This is a genomic window from Amycolatopsis sp. NPDC004378, assembly GCF_053602455.1.
Window position 1 is genome coordinate 921,067 of the sequence record NZ_JBSGDR010000001.1, and the last position, 20,127, is coordinate 941,193.

Here is a 20,127-nt window from a genome sequence, read left to right on the forward strand (position 1 = left end):
CACCGCGTGACCGTCACCATCGGCAAGGACGGCTCGATCAGCGCCGAGACGCACGGCGTGACCGGGTCGAAGTGCCTCGACTACATCCCGCTGCTGGAGGACCTGCTCGGCGCGGAAACCGTGACGTCGGAGTTCACCGAGGACTACCGGCGCACGTCGTCCGGCGTGGAGAACACGGCGTCGCAGCAGCAGTCGCAATGGAACTCCTGAACCTCCACCGGATCGTCGACGTCACCGCCGCCGAGGGCCCCGGCCTGCGGTGCGCGGTGTGGACGCAGGGCTGTTCGGTGCGCTGCCCGGGCTGCTTCAACCCGCAGACGTGGACGACCCGCGGGGGCTCGCTCATGCCTTGGCAGGACCTGGTTTCGCGGGTGCTCGCGATCTCCGGGATCGAGGGCGTCACGCTGCTCGGCGGGGAGCCGTTCGACCAGGCCGGGCCGCTGGGGCTCTTCGCTTCCGCTGTCCGTGCAGCGGGACTTTCGGTGATGACGTTCACCGGGCACGTCCTTGAGGACCTGCCGCCGTCGAAGCTCCTGGACGCCACGGACCTGCTGGTCGACGGGCCGTACCTGGCCGACCGGCCGGAACCGTCCCGGCCCTGGGTCGGCTCGGTCAACCAGCGGTTCCACTTCCTGACCGATCGCTACGACGAAGCGATCTTCCGCACCCCGAACCGCCTGGAGCTGCGGATCGCGCCGGACGGCGAGATCGAGCTGAACGGGTTCGCCACCACCGAAGTACTCGAAGCGCTGCTCGAAGGGGACCACCGATGAGTGTCACGCTCAAGCTGCGTAGCGAGGCGCTCGCGCAGCTCAACGCGGCCACGATCGCCGCGCACACGCAGGCCGGCGTCGTCACCGTCCGGACCCGGATGCGCCACCGCGACCTGCTGGCCCGCGCGCTCACCGGGCTGCGGGCGCAGGTCACCGACGACGGCACCTCGGTCGTCGCCGCGTGGGAGGGCCGGCGGATCACGTTCGGCTACGGCCCCGACGGCGTCCAGGTGGCCCACGTCGACGGCCCCGGCCTCGCCGAGCCGGAAGCCCAGCGGCTGGTGCTCTCGGTCGACGAGGCGTACGCCGCCCAGGTGCAGCAGGCCGTGCTCGCCCGGCTGAAGCAGCGCGCGGCGTCGAACGGGATGGTCGTCGAGTCCGAGCGGGTCAACGCCGACCAGTCGATCAGCGTCACCCTGGCCGCCACGTCGTGACCGAGGTCAGGGTCGGGCTGATCGAGTTCGGCAAGGCGCTCAACGACTCGGTTTCCCTGCCCGGCCTCGGGGAACTGCCCGGCGGGCAGGTGAGCGCCGGGCGCGCGGTGCGAGGCGCGCGAGCGCGGCTGAAGCGCGGCGACCGGATCCTGGCGGACAACCTGCGCCTCGGGATCATGGTGCGGAAGAAGTTCTTCTCCGGCGACGTCGAGCCGGTGACCGACGCCGGGTTCCTCAAGGACGTCTTCGTCGCGGTCGGGCGGCGCGACCTCGGCAACGGCGACGCGCTGGAGCTGTACAGCGACGAGCAGGCCTGGCCCGACCTCAGCCGTCAGGAGGGGCGTTCGCAGGTCGTCGCGCCCGGGTACGACCCGCTGACCGGGTTCCACGTGCAGGTGGTCGTCCGGGAGGGCGTTCTGCGGTTCGGTGCGCTGACCGCGTTGTCGCGGGGCGGCCGGCCGATGCGGGTGCTCGGGTTGTTCGGGCCCGGCCCGGTGGAGGAACTTCCGGCCGGACGGCAGGGCACGGTGCTGCTGGGCTTCCAGTGCGACGCGTCGCCGATGGCGGGTGACGCGCTGACCGCGTTCTTCGAGCCGGCGCACGACCACCTGGAGCGGCGCGAGGGCGTCGCCGTCGTGCACGGGCTGACCGACCTGGGCAACGGCTCGGTGGTGGCGGCGGTGGAGGTCCCGGAGGGGCGCGGTTCGCTGTTCACCGTGGGCACGCGGGCGCGAGTGCTGCGGCCGCTGGGCACGACGTTCAACGAGCGGAGCACGGTCGTGGCGTCCGGCCTGCGGATCCTGTCGCTGGCCACGAACGGGGTGGCGGGCCGGACGAACGGCGGCGCGCGGGCGTTCACCCTCGGGCTGGGGTTCCGCGACCTGCGGCAGAACGACACCATCGAGGCTTATGTGCCGGTGGACGCGCCCGCGCCGGCTCCGCCGCCCGTTTCGGTTCCTCTTGTGGATGTCAACGCGGCTTCGGGGCCGGAGCTGGCGCAGCTGCTTTCGCCGGAGCAGGTGGCCAAGGCCCTCGAGGTGCGGCAGCGGCAGGGCGGGTTCCCGGACGTGGAGGCGTTCGGCGTCGCGATCGGCCTGCAGCCGCACGAAATCGTCCGCCTGCGCAAGCGCGCGACGGCCGGCCGGGTGCCGCTGCGCGAGACCGGGGTGCGGCAGCTCGACATCTGAGCCGGCGGTGGCGGGTCCGCTACGCTTCGAGACGTGCCGGAGGAATTTTCACTGGGCGTGGCTGAGGTCGACACGGCGGTCCGGCGTACCGGTCTCCCGGCGAACTGGCACCCGTTCGAAATCCGCAGCCCGGGCCGCACGATCGCGGAGCACGAGCAGATCGCGGCGGCGTCCTGGGAGTCGATGCGCGCGCGAGGCCTGGCGGGCCCGGACAAACTGGACATCGAGGTGGAGCAGACGCTCCGCGCGTGGACCCAGCCGGACGTGCTGATCATCGTCCGCGCGGCGGAGGAGGGCCGCCAGGTCTTCTACCGAGCGGCGATCGGCCACGGCCTGGGCGTGTTTTCGGAGCAGTCGGGCAAGGAGATCCTGTTCGCCCAGACCCGGCCCGACCGCCTGGTCGACCTGGTGGTGGGCATGCTCCCGGCGTACCGCCCGGTCCCCCTGGCTGAGCTGACGTTCGTCGCACCCCCGTCCCGCCAGGACGCGTCGGCGGCGGCGGAGTTCTCGTCGTGGCCGCTGCACCGCTACGGCACGTTCGAGCTGTCGGTCCGCCGAGATTCCCTCCACCCGGCGGGAACGGTGACGTTCATCGACAACGACGGCGGCCGGTTCCTGATGTTCAGCGAGCCTTTACCAGGCGGCGAGACCCGCGTGCGGTTCACCCCTTCGGATGGTTCTCACCTGCGAACCTGGCTCCACGAGCGTGGCCGGAACCACTGACGCACCGCCATCGTCACTAGTACAGTGCGAGGGACCACGCAGGGTGGTCCCGGACGACTTGGGAGGGGCGTCATGGACGGTTCGCACTTCGGCGCACCAGGCTCGTTCACACCCCCACCAGCAGCCGGGGACGCGGGGTCGAACTTCATCTCCGGGCTGCTCAGCGAGCCGGTGAGTTCGAAGAGCGCACAGCAGGCGAGCGATGCCGGCAACCGCCTCAAGTCCCTCGCCGAGGGCGGCCAGTTCGCGGTCAACGAAGAAGGCTTTCAGGCGTACCTCAAAGCTTGCGACTTCTTCCTCGATGGCTGCGACAGGATGATCGGCGATCTCAACATCCTGGTGAGCAAGGCCCAAATGGGCGGTAGCGATTACGCCAAGGCTGTTGCTGTCTTCAACGTGAAGGTGGCCGACGGCGAAGGGGACTCGCTGCTTCCCAACCTCATGAAGATGCGTGACGGCGTCCGGCAAGCTCGCGAAGCCATGGTGATCGCGCGCAAGAACTATCGTGAAACCGAGGACGCTCACAGCATGACTTTCGCTCAACTGAACAAGGGGCTGCAGGCGCAGTGATCGCAAGACGCATTGCGATAGCGAGCGCTGCGCTGGCTTTCGCTTTCGGCCTCTCCGCCTGCACCGACAAGGTCGGCGGCCAGGCGACGCCAAGCTCGCCTCCGGCGGGAAGCACGGCGCCGGCGACGACCAGCGGAGCAGGCGACCCCGACAATCCGTTCGCGCACCTGAGCCCGTGCACGATCGTCGATCAGGCGCTCGCCGGTCTGGGCTTTCCCAAAGCCGAGCCGACGGTCGCCGACGCGAAAGAAAGCTGTCGCGCCTCCAAACCCTCCTCCGTAAGCACTCAGGGCGCAGATGTCGCGGTCTCCCTGCAGCCTGGGCGGGGCTATCGGGACAACGTCGGAAATCCGAGCCAGGCGAGCGAAGGAAACGTCAACGGACGACCTGCGGTCGAAGAGCGCGATCCGCTGAACGTGACCGGGCAGTGCGGCGTCTGGCTGGAAGTGAAACCCAGCTCTCGTGCGCTCGTCCTGGTCAGCTCGGGTTCCGATACCTCGGCCGCCTGCAAGCTGGTCGAAGACGTCGCCGCGAAGGTAGAGCCACAGCTGCCGAAGACCAACTGAGACGGAGTCGAGCCATGAGCCAGCCGCACCGGGCGCAGCACCGTCAGTCCGAGGGTGACTACTACGCGGCCAATGCGCACAAGCTCCAAGGCAACACGGACGGTCAGCGGCTGACTCAGCAAGCCGCATCGGACTATTCGGTCGCACAGGGGAAGCTCCTTCAAGAAGGGCAGACCTTGCGAGGCGACTCGCCCGCGCCTGGCGAGAACTACGCGAACATGCCACACGAACTGCTGTACGACATGGTCCACAAAGACCTCGACATCGAGGGGATCAACGAGCGCAGCCGGGTGACGAACGTCTACGGCAACTGGCTGGCCGACGCCTCCAACCAGTTCCGCGACGCGGCCACGGCCGCTGGAGGTTCATGGCAGGGGAACGCGGCTTCGGAAGCCAACACCTTCTTCCAGAGCACCGCCGGCCACACCGAGCAGACCGGCAACGCCATGCAGCTCATGTCCAACCACTACTCCCAGCAGTCGGCCGCGGCTTACTACGCCAAGACCAACATGCCCGAGCCCACCGGCTTCAACCAGCAGGCCGAGATGGACAAGGCTCGGCAGCAGTACAACTCCGGTGATCTCGTCGGCATGAACACCACCATGACCGGCATCCAGGCCAAGCAGCAGCAGGCCGACGCCGCGCACCAGCAGGCCGTTCAGGTCCTCCACGGCCTCGACGGCACCTACCACGAGACCGCCAGCTCCCAGCCCACCTACTCGCCGCCGCCGCAGCTGGGGCAGGGGGACTCCACCTCCGTCTCCGGCTTCCACGGCACCAGCGGCACCGGCTTCACCGGCACCCCGACCATCGGCGGCGGCGGTGGCGGAGGCGGTGGCGGCACCAACCTCGTCGGGCCGGGTGGGACCGCGGCCGTGCCGCCGGGGTCGACGCCGCCCGGTGCGCCCTCCTACGTTCAGCCCGGGACCACCAGCGGGGTCGGCGGGACCACCTTCGGCGGCGGCAACACCGGCTTCCGCGGCGCGCCCGCGCCGAGTGCCTTCCCGCGGGTGGGGCCTGACGGGCTCGCCATGCCCGGAACGGCACCCGGTGCCGGTGGCTCCGGCGGCGACATCACGCGCGGCAAGTCCGGCATCGGACGGGCCGGGAGCGGGTTCGCCGGGTCGCGCGTCTCCGGGGGCGGCTACACCGGCGGCCCGAAGGAGGCCGCGGGCGAGAGCGCCAAGACCGGCGGCAAGGTTCCCGGCGAACGGCTCGAGCGTGGTGCCACCGCCGCCGCGGCCGCCAAGGGCAAGGGCGGCGGGGCCGCGGGCGCTGCCGGGGCCGGCGGCAAGAAGAAGGAAGACGACAAGGAGCACAAGAACAAGTACGCCGTCGAGGAAGACGTCTTCGACCTCAAGCCCGAACGCGGTCCGGACGGCGAGAAGCTCGTCAAGCCCGTCATCGGCGAGACGGCCGAAGCTCCGCGGCAGGACCGGCAGGACCTCGGGGAGAACCCGTAAATCTCCCTGATAAATGATCACCACGCCCAGGTCGCGGGCTAGATTGGGGTCATGCGCTTCTTCGTCGTCGACGCCTTCACCGACCGGGCCTTCTCGGGCAACCCCGCCGGGGTCGTCCTGCTGGACGAGCCGGCCGACCCCGGGTGGATGCAGGCCGTCGCCGCCGAGATGAAGCACGCCGAGACCGCCTTCGTCGTGACCACCCAGGAGGGCGCGAAGTCGCTTCGGTGGTTCACCCCCGAGGTCGAGGTCGCGCTGTGCGGCCACGCCACCGTCGCCGTCACCCACGTCCTCGGCGGCGAACAGACCTACACCACCAAGAGCGGCGAGCTGCGCGCCAAGGCCGACGGCGGCTGGGTGGAGCTGGACTTCCCCTCCGACCCGCCGACGCCGACCGAGGACGACCTGTCCGAGATCCTCCCCGGCGTCGAGCTCGAGTACGTCGGACGCGGCGTCGAGAACCTCTTCGCCGTCGTCCCGGACGCGAAGACCGTCGAAAACCTCGAGCCCGACCTCGCGAAGCTCAAGACCACCTGGACCGGGCGGCTGCTGGTCACCGCGAAGGGCGACGACTACGTCAGCCGCTTCTTCGCGCCGGGCGTCGGCATCGACGAAGACCCCGTCACGGGCTCGGCGCACTGCATCCTGTCGCCGTACTGGTCCGGGCAACTGGGGAAGACCGAACTCACCGGCCACCAGATCTCCGCGCGCGGCGGGGTCGTCCGGACGCGCCAGGACGGCGACCGCGTCCACCTCGCCGGCCAGGCCGTCACCGTCGTGAGCGGGGAGCTGCACGTCTGATGCGCACGCTGCTGAACATCATCTGGCTCGTCCTGTGCGGCTTCTGGATGGCCGTGGGCTACCTGGTCGCGGGCGTGATCTGCTGCGTCCTGATCGTGACGATCCCGTTCGGGCTGGCGTCGTTCCGGATCGCGAACTACGCCCTGTGGCCGTTCGGCCGGACGGTCGTCGACCGGCGCGACGCCGGTGTGGGGTCCTTCCTCGGCAACGTCATCTGGTTCCTCTTCGCCGGCCTGTGGCTGGCGATCGGGCACGTCCTGACGGGCGTCGCGCTGTGCGTCACGATCGTCGGCATCCCGCTGGGTGTGGCGAACTTCAAGATGATCCCGGTGTCCCTGATGCCGCTGGGCAAGGAGATCGTCGACGCCCCCTAGGACTCCGGCTCGTACGGCAGCTCCACGACCAGGCAGGGCCCGCCGACGAACAACCCGCCGTCGACACCCAGTGCCTTTCCGCCCGCGTAGAGGAACGGGCCCTCGATCTGCGTGGGGTGGATGCCGAGCTGGTCCGCGATGACGCTGTGGCCGTGCACGATCCGGGACCCGCCGAGCGCGTCCATCAGCTTCTGCGCGTTCTCCTCGCCGTCCGGGCCGCGGAACGCGTAGCGGGTCGTCATGCGGCGCCAGACGTCCCACCACGACTCCAGGTCCGAACCCGCCAGGATCTCGGCCGCGGTTTCGTTGATCTCCTCGACCGTCGACCCCCAGTCGAGGTACTCCAGGGTGTCCGAGTGCAGCAGCAGGTGGTCCGCCGCCAGCGCGGCCAGGGGCCGCGCCGCCAGCCACTCGATGTGCTCGGGCGTCAGCCGGTCCTGGTCCGACAGGAGCCCGCCGTTGATCTCCCAGCTGCGGGCGAAGCTGCGGGGCCCGAAGTCGGACGGCACCGGCTCGTCGCCGAAGTGGTACATCCCCAGCGCCAGGATCTCGTGGTTGCCCAGCAGCGTCTGGACCTGGCCGCCGGCCTCGGCCGCCTGCGCCTCCAGCCGCATCACCAGGTCGATCGCGCCGACGCCGTCCGGCCCGCGGTCGACGAAGTCCCCCAGGAACCAGAGCTGGTCCTCACCACCGGACCAGTTGTCCTCGTCGTCCACCAACCCCTCGGCGCGCAGTGCCTCGACCAGCTCGTCGCGGTGGCCGTGCACGTCGCCGACAACGTACGTGGAGTTGTTCATCCGGTGACGATAAGCCCTGCTCGCACCCGGCCGACCGTCAGCCTTCGCCGAACGGGTCCTGGGTCCGCCCGATCAGGTCGGCGACCGAGTCGATCACCCGGGTGGGCCGGTACGGATAGCGGTCGGCCGACTCCCGGGTGGAGATGCCGGTGAGCACCAGGATGGTCTGCAGCCCGGCTTCGATGCCCGAGTGCACGTCGGTGTCCATCCGGTCGCCGATCATCAGCGTCGACTCCGAGTGCGCGCCCAGCCGGCGCAGCGCCGAGCGCATCATCAGCGGGTTCGGCTTGCCGACGTAGTACGGCGAGCGCCCGGTGGCCTTCTCGATCAGCGCCGCGACGGACCCGGTGGCCGGCATCGAGCCCTCCAGGCTGGGGCCGGTCGCGTCGGGGTTCGTCGCGATGAACTTCGCGCCGCCCTCGATGAGCCGGATCGCGCGGGTGATCGCGCTGAAGCTGTACGTCCGGGTCTCGCCGAGCACGACGTAGTCCGGGTCGCGCTCGGTCAGCACGTAGCCGACCTCGTGCAGCGCCGTCGTCAGGCCCGCTTCGCCGATGACGTACGCCGAGCCGTTCGGCCGCTGGGACGAGAGGAACTTCGCGGTCGCCAGCGCCGACGTCCAGATCGACTCCTCCGGGATGTCGAGCCCGGTGCGCTCGAGCCGGGCCCGCAGGTCTCGCGGGGTGTAGATCGAGTTGTTGGTCAGCACCAGGAAGTCGGTGCCGTTCGCCTTCAGCTCGGCGAGGAACTCGTCGGCCCCCGGGACGAGGTGCTCCTCCTTCACCAGGACGCCGTCCATGTCGGAGAGGTACGTCCACCGGCCTTCGCTCATGCGCGAAACCTATCACGCGCGTGAGCCCCCTGCGGGGCACGCCGAAAAGGGCTACAGTGGGAATTGCCGGTATCGCGAGGGGAGTCGCGTGCCGGCCACCGAGGGGGTTCGGGGGAATATCTTTCGACGTCGCCTGCGTAATCGCCGCGGCGCAATTCGTCCTGCCCCCGGAAACGAAGGGGGAAACCGCATGACCGACATCATCGAGCGTCCGGCGGCCGCCGGGCCGATCACGGGCCCGAACTGGGGACTCACCAAGTTCCTCGACCCACTGCCGGTTCCGCCGCTGTTCCGCGCCCGCGGCCGGGAAACGATCACCATTCCGATGGTGGCGAAGAAGCAGCGACTGCACTCACAATTGCCCGAAAGTGCATTGTGGACGTACGCCGGACATTTCCCGGGGCCGACGATCGAGGTGCGCAGCGGCGAACAGCTGCGGATTTCGTGGTCGAACGAAATCGACGGCGACTTCCCGTTGGTCGCCGTTCAGGGCCCGGTCACCGACGGGCCCACGAGCCGTCCCGGCCGCGAGCTCGACCGGCCCGGCTACTCGATCCTCGACGGCGTCGCCGAGCTGCCCGCGTGGACCGTCGTGCACCTCCACGGCGCCCGCACCAACGCGGGCAACGACGGCTGGGCGCACAACGCGGGCCTGAAGGGCACGTCGCAGCTGACCGAGTACCAGAACCGCCAGCAGGCGATGCCGCTCTGGTACCACGACCACGCCATGGCGATCACGCGCTTCAACGTCCACACCGGTCTCGCCGGGATGTACCTGATCCGCGACGACGAAGAGGACGCCCTCGGCCTGCCGCACGGCGACCGCGAGGTCCCGCTGATCCTCACCGACCGCAACCTCGACACCGACCCGGTGACCGGCGCGCTCACCGGGCAGCTGCTCTACAAGTTCCCGTACGTGCCCAACGGCCCGATGATCCCGTTCTCGGGGCCGTTCAACCTGGTCAACGGCGTGATCTGGCCGCACCTCGACGTCGACGCGCGCTGGTACCGCTTCCGGGTGCTGAACGCGGCGAACTCGCGGTTCTACACGCTGAACCTGGTCGACGAGAACAACACCCCGGTCAACGACGCCGTCCGGCTGATCGGCACCGACGGCGGCCTGCTGCCCGCGCCCGCCGCGCTACCGGGCGCCGGCCTGACCGTCGCGCCGGCCGAGCGGTTCGACGTGCTGATCGACTTCAGCCGCTTCAAGGGGCAGAAGCTCAAGCTGCGCAACGGCGACCCGCGGCTCGGCGGGATCGAGCCCGACCTGATGGAGTTCCGGGTGGACGGCCGCGCGAAGCACGACTCCTTCGAGCTGCCGGAGAAGCTGTCGACGTCGTACGTCCGGCTGGTGCACGGCTCGACCCTGCCGGAGGACCACGACCACGTCTGGGTCGCGCTGCTGCTCGGCAAGGACGGCCACCCCGAGATGTGGGACCTCGAGCAGGTCGAGGCGGACCCGGGCGGCGCGGGGATCATCCAGCTCCAGGACCCGGCGGGCGGGCTGAAGACGTTCCGGATGAACGGGCGGCTCTTCGACGACACCACGGGGATCTTCATCGACCACGACCGGTACGCGGTGTGGAACCTCCTGCACGTCGCCAACGGCGGCCCGGCGCACCCGGTCCACATCCACCTGACGGAGTTCCAGGCGCTGTTCCGGCGGAGCTTCACCACGACGTTCGACCAGGCGTCGGAGCGGACGACGGCGCCGATCAGCGGGTTCACCGACGTCCCGCTGGAGAGGTACGAGGAGGGCTGGAAGGACACGATCATCGTGAACCCCGGCCAGTGGGTGAGCGTCGCCGGGCAGTTCGGCGGGGGCACCGGCGAATTCATGTTCCACTGCCACATCCTCGACCACGAAGACGAGGGCATGATGCGGCCGTTCGTCGTGCACCCGCCGGAGGTGGCGAAGTTCCACGTCCACCCGGGCGGCGGCCACCACCACGACGGCTGATTCAGGAGGCCGCGGCCGGGTGCACGGTCACGGTCGCGGCCTTCACCGACAGCGTCACCGCCGAGCCGGGCTCCAGCGCGAGCTCGGCCACGGCGGCCGGGGTCAGGTCGGCGGTCAGGCCGTGGGCCCAGCCGTCGGCCTCGGCCCGGACGCGGATCACCGGCCCGTGCGGTTCCAGCGCCGCGACGACGGCGTCGGCGGTGTTGCGCGGGCTGCCGCGGTGCTCGCCGTCGTGCGGGTAGACGGCGACGGCGTTCGGCGCGAACACCGCCACCGCGGGCTCGCCCACCACGACGTCCTCGGCCGGGAGGCCGCTCACCACCTCGCCCGACGTCGTCCGCAGGCCGTCGGCGACCGCTGTCCCGGCGACGAGGTTGAGCCCGGCGATCCGCGCGGTGAACGCCGTTCTCGGCGCGGAAAGCACTTCACGGGTCGGGCCGCGTTCGACGATCCGGCCGCCGTTCATCACCGCGACGTGGTCGGCGAGCGCCAGCGCGTCGAGCGGGTCGTGCGTGACGAGCACGGTCGTCGGCCCGGTCTTGAGCACCCGCCGCAGCAGGCCGCGGATCGCGGGCGCGGCGTCGACGTCCAGGGCGGCGAACGGCTCGTCGAGCAGCAGCAGGTCCGGCTCGGCGGCGAGCGCGCGGGCGATCGCCACGCGCTGGGCCTGGCCGCCGGACAGCTGCCCCGGCCGCCGGTCGGCGAGCGCGACGGCGTCCACTTCGGCCAGCCAGTAGAAGGCCCGCTCACGCGCGGCGCGACGGCCCGCGCCGGTCGAGCGCGGCGAGAACGCGACGTTGTCCACCGCCGACAGGTGCGGGAAGAGCAGCGCGTCCTGCGACAGCAGGCCGATCCCCCGCCGGTGCGGGGCCGTGCCGGCCAGCGCGCGGCCCGCCACGGTGATCTCCGCCGACGTCGGCGTGATGAGCCCCGAGAGGCACCCCAGGACCGTCGACTTGCCGGAGCCGTTCGGGCCGAGCAGGGCCAGCACGGTCCCGGTCGGCACGTCCAGGTCGACGTCCAGCGTGAATGAGCCGCGGACGGCCTCGATGCGCGCGGTCAGGCTCACCGCAGGCCGCCTTCCCACGAGCGCGGCCGCGCGACGGCGATGACCAGGACCGCCACGACGATGAGCAGCAGCGAGAGCGCGACGGCGCTGTCGATGTCCACTTCGGCCTGCGTGTAGACCTCGAGCGGCAGGGTGCGCGTGACGTCTTCGAGGCTGCCGGCGAACGTGATCGTCGCGCCGAACTCGCCGAGCGCGCGGGCGAAGCTGAGGACGACGCCGGAGCCGAGCGCGGGCAGCAGCAGCGGGAGCGTGACCCGCCGGAAGACGGTCCACGGGCGCGCACCGAGCGTCGCGGCGACCTGCTCGTAGCGGTCACCGGAACCGCGCAGCGCGCCCTCGAGGCTGACCACCAGGAACGGCATGGCGACGAACGTCTGCGCGATCACCACCGCCGTCGTCGTGAACGGCACCGATTCGCCGGTCAGCGTGGTGATCAGCATGCCGAGGAAGCCCTTGCGGCCGAGCAGGTAGAGCAGCGCGAGGCCGCCGACGACCGGCGGCAGCACCAGCGGCAGCAGCACGATCGAGCGCAGCAGCCGGACCCCGCGGAACCGGGCGCGCGCCAGCACGACGGCCAGCGGCACGCCGAGGAGCACGCAGGCCAGAGTGGACAGCGCGGCCGTGATCAGCGACAACCGCAGCGCGTGCCACGACGACGGCGTGACGATCAGCGACGGCAGCCGCGTCAGGTCCGAGCGGACCAGCAGGCCGACGACCGGCAGCACGACGAGCGCCAGCGCCAGCGTCGCGGGGATGCCCAGGACCCACGGGACGCGCGAACGGCCGGCCGGGACGGATCCCGGCCGGCCGTTCGCGAGCCGCTTACTGCGCAGGGCCGAACCCGACCTTCGTCAGCTCGTTCTTCCCCTCGGTGCCGAGGACGAAGTCGTCGAACTCCTTGGCCAGCGCGGTCTGCCCGCCCTTGACCACGGCGATCGGGTAGTCGTTGATCGCGCCGCTCGCCTCGGGGAAGTCGACCTTGTCGACCTTGCCCGCGGCCGAGGTGGCGTCGGTGACGTACACCAGGCCCGCGTCGGCGTCGCCGGAGGAGACCTTGTTCAGCACCTGCTTGACGTCCTGCTCCTCGCTCTTCGGCTTGAGCGTGACGCCGGTGGCGGTCTCCACCTTCTTGGTGGCCGACCCGCACGGCACCTGCGGCGCGCAGGTGACCACGGTCAGGCCGGGCTTGTTCAAATCGGCGAAGGTCTTGATGCCCTTCGGGTTGCCCGGGGCGACCGCGATGGCGAGCTTGTTGGTCGCGAAGACCGTCGGCTGGCCGTCGATCACGCCACCCTGGACCGCTTTGTCCATGTTGGCCTGGTCGGCCGAGGCGAAGACGTCGGCCTTCGCGCCGTTGGTCAGCTGCTGCACCAGGCCGGACGAGCCCGCGAAGCTGAACTTCACGGTGACGCCGGGGTGCTGGGCCTCGAACTCCTTGCCGAGCGCGGTGAACGACTCGGTGAGGGACGCGGCGGCGAACACGGTGAGCGTGCCGGTGCCGGCGTCGCCGCTGCCCTTGGGCGCGGGCGCGGTGACCGACGACCCGCCGGTCTGCGTGCTGGGCTGGTCCGAGCTGCTGCACGCGCCCGCGAACAGGGCGACGGCCGCCACGGCGAGAGCAAGCTGTGACAAGCGGGGCTTCGCCCCGGGCCGGGGGCTTCGCCACCCGGACCCCCGAAAAGCGAGGTTCTTCATTTACTTCCTTCCGGTGTTTCCACCACGACAGTGGTCGCTTTGACCACCGCGACCGCGAGCACCCCCGGGCGCAGGCCCAGCTCGCGGACGGCTTCCGTACTCATCAGGGACACCACCCGGTGTGCCCCGCACTGCAGTTCCACCTGGGCCATCACCTTGTCGGCGACGACCTCCGTGACCAGCCCGACGAACCTGTTGCGGGCGGAGCGGCCGACGGCGGAGGGGTCCTCGGGGCCGGTGGCCTGGGCCCGGGCGAAGCCCGCGAGCTGGGCGCCGTCGACGACCTTGCGCCCGGCGGCGTCGTCGGTCGCGGTCAGCTGCCCCGCGCGCACCCACCTCCGGACGGTGTCGTCGCTGACGCCGAGCAGGCGCGCGGCCTCGGACAACCGAAATTGCGGCATGGCGCAGACATTATCTCCGCAGTTGAGGAAAAGCTACGCGGGGCGGGAATTGTGCATGATCTCGGCACGCAGCTGTTCGAGCATGACATTCTGATAACGCTCGATGGCTTTTCGCTCGGCCGGGGAGAACTGCGCCAGCGTGTCGCGGAGGGCGTCGAAGGCCGACTGGAAGAGCGGCGCGAAGCGCTCGGCGGCCCCGGGCACGACCTCCACGAGGACCTTGCGGCGGTCCTCCGGGTCGCGGACCCGGCGGACCAGCCCGACCTTCTCCAGCCGGTCGATGACGCCGGTCACAGCACCGGTCGAGAGGCCCGTCAGCTCGGCGATCCGCCCCGCGGTCAACGGTCCGCCCGATTGGATGACCAGGTCGAACGTCTTGTGGTCGGTGCCGGACAAGCCCATCTGCTCGGCGATCCTCGCGTGCCGGAGGACGGTGAGCGTGCTGCCCGCGCGGCCCAATTCCGCGAAGCGGAACAGCTCCTCTTCCGTGACCGCGTAGGTCTTTTCCGTCACAGGCCCTCGTTAGTTCGGCAACTGAACCACTCACTCCGCAAAGTATCCTACTCGGCACGGTGAGATCCCGCCTTCGCGAGATACCCTGTGCGTAATGACGGCAGTGGATCTCGGGTTTCCTCGCGTCCCCGGTACACGAGGGTCTTCTCGCGTGCCCAGGCCCGAGAACCCCGCACTCATCGACACGTTCGGCCGGGTGGCCACCGATCTGCGGGTTTCCCTGACGGATCGGTGCAATCTCCGCTGTACCTACTGCATGCCCGCCGAAGGCCTCGACTGGATGCCGGGCGAGCAGGTGCTGACCGACGACGAGCTGGTCCGGCTGATGCGGATCGCCGTCGAACGGCTCGGCGTCACCGACATCCGGCTCACCGGCGGCGAGCCGCTGCTGCGGCCGGGCCTCGAGGACATCATCGCGCGGGTCACGGCGCTGTCGCCGCGGCCGCGGCTGTCCATGACCACCAACGGGATCGGGCTCGCCAAGCGCGCGTCCGGGCTCGCGACGGCCGGGCTGAACCGGATCAACGTCTCGCTCGACACCGTCGACCCCGAGACGTTCGTGAAGATCACCCGCCGCGACCGGCTTTCGCACGTCGTCGCGGGCCTCGCGGCGGCGCGGGACGCCGGGATGACGCCGGTGAAGGTCAACGCCGTGCTGATCCGCGGGGTCAACGAGGCCGAGGCCGTGCCGCTGCTGAAGTTCTGCCTCGACGAGGGCTACCACCTGCGGTTCATCGAGCAGATGCCGCTGGACGCCCAGCACGGCTGGAACCGCGGCGAGATGATCACCGCGGCGGAGATCCTCTCGATGCTGGAGGCGGAGTTCACGCTCACGCCGTTCCCCGTGGCCCGCGGCGGCGCGCCGGCCGAGCGTTGGCTGGTCGACGGCGGCCCCGGCGACGTCGGCGTGATCGCGTCGGTGACCCGGCCGTTCTGCGCCGCCTGCGAGCGGACGCGCCTGACCGCGGACGGCGCGGTGCGCTCCTGCCTCTTCAGCAACGACGAGACGGACTTGCGCGCTCTCGCGCGCGCGGGCGCGCGCGATGAAGAGATTGCCGACGCCTGGCGCGCGACGATGTGGGGCAAGCTCGCGGGACACGAGATCAACGACGCCGGCTTCGCGCAGCCGATCCGGCCGATGAGCGCGATCGGCGGCTGAGATGACCACTTCGACGATCGTGGTGCGCTACTTCGCGGCGGCGCGGGCCGCGGCGGGCTCGGAAGAAGAGAAGGTGCAGCTGCCTTCGGGCGCGTCGGTCGGCGACGCGGTCGCCGAGCTGCGCCGGCTGCACCCCGCGGACCTCCCGCGAGTCCTCGACGCGGCCAGCTACCTCCTGGACGGCATCGCGGTGCGCGACCTCACCCGCCCCCTGCACGACGGCGCCGAGCTGGACGTCCTCCCGCCCTTCGCCGGCGGCTGACGCCCCCGAACAGCCAACACGCGTGATCCAAGGGTCGACACGACGCGCGGCCGCGGTTCCCCCGTGATGCCCCTCCAATCACGCGTGATGCCCCTCCAATCACGCGTGATGCCTCTCTGATCACGTGTGATGCCCGGCGTGTCGTCCGTGGGGACGCGGGGTGGGTGGTTCGGCGCTCCGGTGGGCGGCTGACCGTTCGGGGACGGCAGGGGACCGCTCGGCGAAGCCGGTTCGCGGTCCTCGGCGTGGCGCGTCACCGGATCCGGGTGTTCGCGAGAAGCTGATCGCGACCGGCCGCAACGCCATCCGGTGACGGGTCCGGCCTGGTCGGTCGCGGTGCGTTGCCCCACCCGGGCACCGGGTGCGGGCGTCGCGACTCCGGCCGTGCGGTCAAACCGCCCGAACAGGTGGGGCTGGTGTGACTCAAGGGGCGCTTGGGGCACAGTTGTCAAGTCTGGCGCACTTCGGAGGCCCGTCATAAGATGCGCGCTTCAATCGCTGAGCGGACGCCGCGAATGGTCCATTCGCTACGCAAAACACGTGATGCAAGCCTCACGATCCGTGTTTTATCTCGGCAAGGAAACGGGCAGATAACGGCCCTCTGACCTGCACAAACACCCGCATCGACAGGGGTTGCGTGCTGTTACTGTGACGTAGGTCACGCCCCGAATAATTTCCGATCACGGCTCTCGTTACGTACCGTCGCTTTTCGGTTGGCCCCGACCAGCCGAGCAAGACCGGGAATCCGTAGCGCCTAGCCCTGTCCGACGGATCCCGGACCCATACCCCGAGCGAAAGCATTTCCGGACAGGGACGAGGGGACGACGAAGACGCGCCGTGCGTCGGACTCGTCTGCCGGCCTGAGACGGCCGGCGCCAGGACCCCGAATCCTGACCCTCAGCACCGGCTCGTAGGCGCAGGGAAACCGAGAAGCATCCAAATGTCTTACCGAGGCAAGCACCGCAAGATGTCCGCTGCCACCCGCACCGTCGCTCGCGTCGCCATCGCGGGCATTGCGGTCGGCGCGCCCCTCGCCATCGCCGCGACCCCCGCGTCGGCGACGAACTGGGACGCCATCGCGCAGTGTGAGAGCGGCGGCAACTGGAGCACCAGCACCGGCAACGGCTACTACGGCGGCCTGCAGTTCACGCAGAGCACCTGGAAGGCCTACGGCGGCACCGGCAGCCCGCAGGGCGCGTCCCGCGAGCAGCAGATCGCCGTGGCCGAGCGCGTTCTGCAGGGCCAGGGCATCGGCGCCTGGCCGGTCTGTGGCAAGAAGGGCGGCGGCTCGTCGGCCCCCAAGGCCACCCACAAGAGCACCACGACCACCAAGAAGTCGACCGCGCCGAAGCAGAGCACCGCCCCGAAGCTGGCGGCGGCTCCGGCGGCGACCGGCGTGGCGAGCTCCAACCCGGCCGGTGACTACACCGTCGTGGCGGGCGACAGCCTGTCCAAGATCGCCAAGCAGTTCAACGTCCAGGGCGGCTACCAGAAGCTGCAGGAGCTGAACGCGAAGTACATCCCGAACGCGGACCTGATCCTCGTCGGCCAGAAGATCGCCACCAAGTGACGATCGCGCGCACTGATGCGTGAGTCCGGCCTCGAGCCGTGACACCCAGGCCCTCCACCGCCGATCCCCCGGGCGGTGGAGGGCTTGTGCGTTGCCCCGCGGTCAGGGCGAGTTGACCCACTCGTCCGTGCCGTCGGTGAAGTGCTGGTGCTTCCAGACCGGCAGGCGGGCCTTGACCTCGTCCACGAGGTCCGAGCACGCCGAGAACGCCTGGCCGCGATGCTCCGCCGCCACGGCGCACGCCAGCGCCACGTCGCCGATCGCCAGGTGCCCGACGCGGTGGCTGACCGCGACCGCCCGGACGCCCGTCCAGCGGGCCGCCAGGTCCGCCACGACGTCCGCGATCACCTGGCTCGCCGAAGGGTGGCCCTCGTAGGTCAGGTCGCGGACGCCCTTGCCGCCGTCGTGGTCGCGGACCACCCCGGCGAACGTCACCACCGCGCCCGCGGCGTCGTCCTCGACCAGGCGGGCGTGCTCCTCCACCGAAAGCGCGTCCTCGGTCACCAGCGCCCGCGCAACGCGCACTGAGGGCGCCGAAGCGGCGGGACGCGGGTGGTCGCCGCCGGCCAGCTGGTCGACCGCGTGGTCCAGGATGCCGTCCAGCACGCCCAGGCCGTCCTTCACGCCGCCGCTGGAGCCCGGGAGGTTGACGACCAGGGTGCGGCCCGCCACGCCCGCCACACCGCGCGAGAGCACCGCTGTGGGCACCTTCGGCAGCCCGGCCGCGCGGATCGCGTCCGCGACGCCCGGCAGCTCGTGGTCCAGGACCGCCCGCGTGACGTCCGGGGTGCGGTCGGTCGGCGAGATGCCGGTGCCGCCCGTCGTGAGCACCACGGCCACCTCGTCGGCCAGCGCGGCCCGCAGCGCCACGCCCACCGGGTCGCCGTCCTCGACGACGACCGGCGCCGGCACGTCGTAGCCGCGGCCGGCCAGCCAGCCGGCGATCACCGGGCCCGTCTTGTCCTCGTACACGCCCTTCGCGGCGCGGTTCGACGCCACGATCACCCGCGCGGTGCGCTTCACGGCCGCTCCCAGGTCCCGGTCTTGCCGCCGTCCTTGCGGAGCAGGCGGACCTCGTCCAACGTCGCCGCCGGGTCGACGGCCTTGATCATGTCGTGCAGGGTCAGCCCGGCCACGGCCACCGCGGTCAGCGCCTCCATCTCGACGCCGGTGACGTCGGTGGTCTTCGCCGTCGCGCGGATGCCGACCTCGGCCTCGCCGAGGGTGAACTCGACCTTGACCCCGGACAGCGCGATCTGGTGGCACAGCGGGATCAGCTCGGGCACCCGTTTCGCGCCCATGATCCCGGCGATCCGGGCCGTGGCCAGCGCGTCGCCCTTGGGGAGGCCGTCGGTGGCCAGCAGCCGGAGCACCTCGGCGGTGGTCCGCACGGTGCCGGCCGCGAGCGCCGTGCGCGCCGTGGCGGTCTTGCCGGAGACGTCGACCATCCGGGCGGCGCCGGTTTCGTCGACGTGGCTGAGTTCACTCACACGCCGAGGCTACTTCCGCCGGCCGCCGCCGGTGACGCTGCCTCGGAACGGGCTCAGCCCCGCTCGGCGCGCACGGCCTTCCGCACGGCTTCGGCGACCGCGGGCGCCACGGCGCTGTCGAACACGCTCGGCACGATGAACGACGCGTTGAGCTTGCCGTTGTCGACGACGTCGGCGATCGCGTCGGCCGCGGCCAGCAGCATCGTGTCGTCGATGTTGTGCGCGTTCGCGTCGAGCAGGCCGCGGAAGACGCCCGGGAAGGCCAGCACGTTGTTGATCTGGTTCGGGAAGTCGCTGCGGCCGGTCGCGACGACCGCGGCGTGCTTCTGCGCTTCCAGCGGGTCGATCTCCGGGTCCGGGTTGGCCAGCGCGAAGACGACGGCGTCGGACTTCATCGTCGCCACCTGCTCGGCGCCGAAGAGGCTGGGCGCGGAGACGCCGATGAAGACGTCCGCGCCGGCCAGCGCCTCGTGCAGGGTGCCGCTGACCTGGTCCTTGTTGGTGTGCGACGCGATCCAGGTCAGGTTGTCGTCGAGGTTGCCGCGCGCGGAGTGGACGATGCCGTCGATGTCCGCGGCGACGATGTCGCCCGGGTTCTTGCGCAGCAGCAGCCGGATGATCGCCGAGCCGGCCGCGCCGACGCCGCTGACCACGATCTTGCAGTCCTCGATGTTCTTCCCGACCACGCGCAGGGCGTTGCGCAGCGCGGCGACGACGACGATCGCGGTGCCGTGCTGGTCGTCGTGGAACACCGGGATGTCGAGCTGCTCGCGAAGCCGTTTCTCGATCTCGAAGCAGCGCGGCGCGGCGATGTCCTCGAGGTTGATGCCCGCGTACACCGGCGCCAGCGCCTTGGCGATCATGATGATCTCCTCGGTGTCCTGGGTGTCCAGGCAGACCGGCCACGCGTCGACGTCGGCGAACTTCTTGAACAGCGCCGCCTTGCCCTCCATCACCGGCAGCGCGGCGGCCGGGCCGATGTTGCCCAGGCCGAGGACCGCGGAGCCGTCGGTGAGCACCGCGACGGTGTTGCGCTTGATGGTCAGCCGGCGCGCGTCCTCGGGGTTGTTCGCGATGGCCTGGCAGACGCGGGCGACGCCCGGGGTGTAGGCGCGGGAGAGGTCGTCACGGTTGCGGAGCGCGACCTTGGGGGTGACCTCGATCTTGCCGCCGAGGTGGATCAGGAACGTCCGGTCGGAGACCTTGCGGACCTTGACGCCGGGCAGCGAGTCGAGCGCCTGCGTGATGTCGTTCGCGTGGTTCTCCGACAGCGCGTTGGCGCTGATGTCGACCACGATCGAGTCGGAGTGGGACTCGACGACGTCGAACGCGGTCAGGACGCCACCGACGCGCCCGACGGCGGTGGTGAGGTCACCGGCCGCGCTGGACGAGGCCGGGGCCTCGACCCGGACGGTGATCGAGTATCCGGGACCGGGAACCGGCATGGCACTTACCCCCGCATGGGAAAGGTCGGGTGGGACGGGT

The 20,127-nt window shown here is 70.7% G+C and carries 24 protein-coding genes; 14 read left to right on the forward strand and 10 right to left on the reverse strand.

From position 1 onward, the window contains the following. Positions 1-6: 6 nt before the first annotated feature. From ACWEN0_RS04535 to ACWEN0_RS04580, 10 genes are all read left to right on the forward strand, one after another. Positions 7-210, forward strand: coding sequence for a DUF2997 domain-containing protein (locus ACWEN0_RS04535; protein ID WP_451968869.1), 204 nt, complete (start codon positions 7-9; stop codon positions 208-210). Next, complete coding sequence (locus ACWEN0_RS04540) at positions 198-773, forward strand: 4Fe-4S single cluster domain-containing protein (protein ID WP_451968871.1); 576 nt, start codon at positions 198-200, stop codon at positions 771-773. Before ACWEN0_RS04535 ends, ACWEN0_RS04540 begins: the two co-directional genes overlap by 13 nt. Continuing rightward, positions 770-1,207: a hypothetical protein gene (locus ACWEN0_RS04545; RefSeq protein WP_451968873.1), complete on the forward strand. Its 438-nt coding sequence runs from the start codon at positions 770-772 to the stop codon at positions 1,205-1,207. Before ACWEN0_RS04540 ends, ACWEN0_RS04545 begins: the two co-directional genes overlap by 4 nt. Beyond that, positions 1,204-2,394 carry a hypothetical protein gene (locus tag ACWEN0_RS04550; protein ID WP_451968874.1) on the forward strand — a complete coding sequence of 397 codons (1,191 nt, stop codon included), beginning with the start codon at positions 1,204-1,206 and terminating at the stop codon, positions 2,392-2,394. The genes ACWEN0_RS04545 and ACWEN0_RS04550 overlap by 4 nt, the downstream gene beginning before the upstream one ends. Positions 2,395-2,427: 33 nt before the next feature. Beyond that, on the forward strand, positions 2,428-3,117 hold the full coding sequence (locus ACWEN0_RS04555; RefSeq protein WP_451968876.1) for an ESX secretion-associated protein EspG: 690 nt from the start codon (positions 2,428-2,430) through the stop codon (positions 3,115-3,117). A 72-nt stretch (positions 3,118-3,189) separates the two neighbouring features. After that, on the forward strand, positions 3,190-3,687 hold the full coding sequence (locus ACWEN0_RS04560; RefSeq protein WP_451968878.1) for a hypothetical protein: 498 nt from the start codon (positions 3,190-3,192) through the stop codon (positions 3,685-3,687). Continuing rightward, on the forward strand, positions 3,684-4,253 hold the full coding sequence (locus tag ACWEN0_RS04565; protein ID WP_451968880.1) for a DUF3558 family protein: 570 nt from the start codon (positions 3,684-3,686) through the stop codon (positions 4,251-4,253). Before ACWEN0_RS04560 ends, ACWEN0_RS04565 begins: the two co-directional genes overlap by 4 nt. Positions 4,254-4,267: 14 nt before the next feature. Then, positions 4,268-5,716 (forward strand): hypothetical protein, encoded by a 1,449-nt coding sequence (locus ACWEN0_RS04570; protein WP_451968882.1) that lies wholly within the window; start codon positions 4,268-4,270, stop codon positions 5,714-5,716. A gap of 51 nt (positions 5,717-5,767) precedes the next feature. After that, a complete protein-coding gene (locus tag ACWEN0_RS04575) occupies positions 5,768-6,517 on the forward strand; it encodes a PhzF family phenazine biosynthesis protein (RefSeq protein ID WP_451968884.1) in 750 nt (249 codons plus the stop codon). Next, a complete protein-coding gene (locus tag ACWEN0_RS04580) occupies positions 6,517-6,891 on the forward strand; it encodes a YccF domain-containing protein (protein ID WP_451968886.1) in 375 nt (124 codons plus the stop codon). Before ACWEN0_RS04575 ends, ACWEN0_RS04580 begins: the two co-directional genes overlap by 1 nt. Here ACWEN0_RS04580 and ACWEN0_RS04585 read toward each other — a convergent pair. Together ACWEN0_RS04585 and ACWEN0_RS04590 are read right to left on the reverse strand one after the other, a co-directional pair. Next, positions 6,888-7,688, reverse strand: coding sequence for a metallophosphoesterase (locus ACWEN0_RS04585; protein ID WP_451968888.1), 801 nt, complete (start codon positions 7,686-7,688; stop codon positions 6,888-6,890). The two genes, ACWEN0_RS04580 and ACWEN0_RS04585, sit on opposite strands and share 4 nt — an antisense overlap. 37 nt (positions 7,689-7,725) lie before the next feature. Continuing rightward, complete coding sequence (locus tag ACWEN0_RS04590; RefSeq protein WP_451968889.1) at positions 7,726-8,520, reverse strand: HAD-IIA family hydrolase; 795 nt, start codon at positions 8,518-8,520, stop codon at positions 7,726-7,728. 190 nt (positions 8,521-8,710) lie between these two features. Here ACWEN0_RS04590 and ACWEN0_RS04595 point away from each other — a divergent pair, with 190 nt between their 5' ends. Continuing rightward, positions 8,711-10,483 carry a multicopper oxidase family protein gene (locus ACWEN0_RS04595; RefSeq protein WP_451968890.1) on the forward strand — a complete coding sequence of 591 codons (1,773 nt, stop codon included), beginning with the start codon at positions 8,711-8,713 and terminating at the stop codon, positions 10,481-10,483. A 1-nt stretch (position 10,484) separates the two neighbouring features. On the opposite strand, the gene ACWEN0_RS04600 is transcribed toward ACWEN0_RS04595, so the two are convergent. From ACWEN0_RS04600 to ACWEN0_RS04620, 5 genes are all read right to left on the reverse strand, one after another. Then, entirely contained in the window at positions 10,485-11,552 is a 1,068-nt protein-coding gene (locus tag ACWEN0_RS04600) for a sulfate/molybdate ABC transporter ATP-binding protein (protein WP_451968891.1), read from the reverse strand. After that, entirely contained in the window at positions 11,549-12,313 is a 765-nt protein-coding gene (locus ACWEN0_RS04605; protein ID WP_451969862.1) for an ABC transporter permease, read from the reverse strand. Before ACWEN0_RS04605 ends, ACWEN0_RS04600 begins: the two co-directional genes overlap by 4 nt. A gap of 61 nt (positions 12,314-12,374) precedes the next feature. After that, positions 12,375-13,184 carry a molybdate ABC transporter substrate-binding protein gene (modA, locus tag ACWEN0_RS04610; protein WP_451968893.1) on the reverse strand — a complete coding sequence of 270 codons (810 nt, stop codon included), beginning with the start codon at positions 13,182-13,184 and terminating at the stop codon, positions 12,375-12,377. A gap of 59 nt (positions 13,185-13,243) precedes the next feature. Continuing rightward, positions 13,244-13,648, reverse strand: a complete 405-nt coding sequence (locus ACWEN0_RS04615) for a TOBE domain-containing protein (RefSeq protein ID WP_451968895.1) — start codon at positions 13,646-13,648, stop codon at positions 13,244-13,246. A 33-nt stretch (positions 13,649-13,681) separates the two neighbouring features. After that, the gene (locus tag ACWEN0_RS04620; RefSeq protein ID WP_451968896.1) at positions 13,682-14,161 is read right to left on the reverse strand and encodes a MarR family winged helix-turn-helix transcriptional regulator; all 480 of its coding nucleotides are present in this window, start codon (positions 14,159-14,161) and stop codon (positions 13,682-13,684) included. A 151-nt stretch (positions 14,162-14,312) separates the two neighbouring features. Here ACWEN0_RS04620 and moaA point away from each other — a divergent pair, with 151 nt between their 5' ends. From moaA to ACWEN0_RS04635, 3 genes are all read left to right on the forward strand, one after another. Further along, entirely contained in the window at positions 14,313-15,320 is a 1,008-nt protein-coding gene (gene moaA, locus ACWEN0_RS04625) for a GTP 3',8-cyclase MoaA (RefSeq protein ID WP_451968898.1), read from the forward strand. Position 15,321: 1 nt separating this feature from the next. Next, on the forward strand, positions 15,322-15,582 hold the full coding sequence (locus ACWEN0_RS04630) for a MoaD/ThiS family protein (RefSeq protein WP_451968900.1): 261 nt from the start codon (positions 15,322-15,324) through the stop codon (positions 15,580-15,582). Between the two features lie 940 nt (positions 15,583-16,522). After that, positions 16,523-17,152 (forward strand): LysM peptidoglycan-binding domain-containing protein, encoded by a 630-nt coding sequence (locus tag ACWEN0_RS04635; protein ID WP_451968901.1) that lies wholly within the window; start codon positions 16,523-16,525, stop codon positions 17,150-17,152. 102 nt (positions 17,153-17,254) lie between these two features. On the opposite strand, the gene ACWEN0_RS04640 is transcribed toward ACWEN0_RS04635, so the two are convergent. The 3 genes from ACWEN0_RS04640 to ACWEN0_RS04650 are packed head-to-tail and all read right to left on the reverse strand — an operon-like array spanning position 17,255 to position 20,087. Continuing rightward, on the reverse strand, positions 17,255-18,175 hold the full coding sequence (locus ACWEN0_RS04640) for a molybdenum cofactor biosynthesis protein MoaE (protein WP_451968902.1): 921 nt from the start codon (positions 18,173-18,175) through the stop codon (positions 17,255-17,257). Next, a complete protein-coding gene (gene moaC, locus ACWEN0_RS04645; RefSeq protein ID WP_086852742.1) occupies positions 18,172-18,642 on the reverse strand; it encodes a cyclic pyranopterin monophosphate synthase MoaC in 471 nt (156 codons plus the stop codon). The genes ACWEN0_RS04640 and moaC overlap by 4 nt, the downstream gene beginning before the upstream one ends. Positions 18,643-18,695: 53 nt before the next feature. Continuing rightward, entirely contained in the window at positions 18,696-20,087 is a 1,392-nt protein-coding gene (locus ACWEN0_RS04650; RefSeq protein ID WP_451968903.1) for a malic enzyme-like NAD(P)-binding protein, read from the reverse strand. Positions 20,088-20,127 lie beyond the last annotated feature (40 nt).

What these genes read in the sequence shown, in the direction of transcription:
- ACWEN0_RS04560 (WP_451968878.1), top strand. Translation starts at nt 3,190, where the DNA reads ATGGACGGTTCGCACTTCGGCGCACCAGGCTCGTTCACACCCCCACCA.
- ACWEN0_RS04630 (WP_451968900.1), top strand. Translation starts at nt 15,322, where the DNA reads ATGACCACTTCGACGATCGTGGTGCGCTACTTCGCGGCGGCGCGGGCC.
- ACWEN0_RS04615 (WP_451968895.1), bottom strand. Translation starts at nt 13,648, where the DNA reads ATGCCGCAATTTCGGTTGTCCGAGGCCGCGCGCCTGCTCGGCGTCAGC.
- ACWEN0_RS04635 (WP_451968901.1), top strand. Translation starts at nt 16,523, where the DNA reads ATGTCTTACCGAGGCAAGCACCGCAAGATGTCCGCTGCCACCCGCACC.
- ACWEN0_RS04595 (WP_451968890.1), top strand. Translation starts at nt 8,711, where the DNA reads ATGACCGACATCATCGAGCGTCCGGCGGCCGCCGGGCCGATCACGGGC.
- ACWEN0_RS04545 (WP_451968873.1), top strand. Translation starts at nt 770, where the DNA reads ATGAGTGTCACGCTCAAGCTGCGTAGCGAGGCGCTCGCGCAGCTCAAC.
- ACWEN0_RS04580 (WP_451968886.1), top strand. Translation starts at nt 6,517, where the DNA reads ATGCGCACGCTGCTGAACATCATCTGGCTCGTCCTGTGCGGCTTCTGG.
- ACWEN0_RS04585 (WP_451968888.1), bottom strand. Translation starts at nt 7,688, where the DNA reads ATGAACAACTCCACGTACGTTGTCGGCGACGTGCACGGCCACCGCGAC.
- ACWEN0_RS04575 (WP_451968884.1), top strand. Translation starts at nt 5,768, where the DNA reads ATGCGCTTCTTCGTCGTCGACGCCTTCACCGACCGGGCCTTCTCGGGC.
- ACWEN0_RS04540 (WP_451968871.1), top strand. Translation starts at nt 198, where the DNA reads ATGGAACTCCTGAACCTCCACCGGATCGTCGACGTCACCGCCGCCGAG.
- ACWEN0_RS04590 (WP_451968889.1), bottom strand. Translation starts at nt 8,520, where the DNA reads ATGAGCGAAGGCCGGTGGACGTACCTCTCCGACATGGACGGCGTCCTG.
- ACWEN0_RS04570 (WP_451968882.1), top strand. Translation starts at nt 4,268, where the DNA reads ATGAGCCAGCCGCACCGGGCGCAGCACCGTCAGTCCGAGGGTGACTAC.
- ACWEN0_RS04650 (WP_451968903.1), bottom strand. Translation starts at nt 20,087, where the DNA reads ATGCCGGTTCCCGGTCCCGGATACTCGATCACCGTCCGGGTCGAGGCC.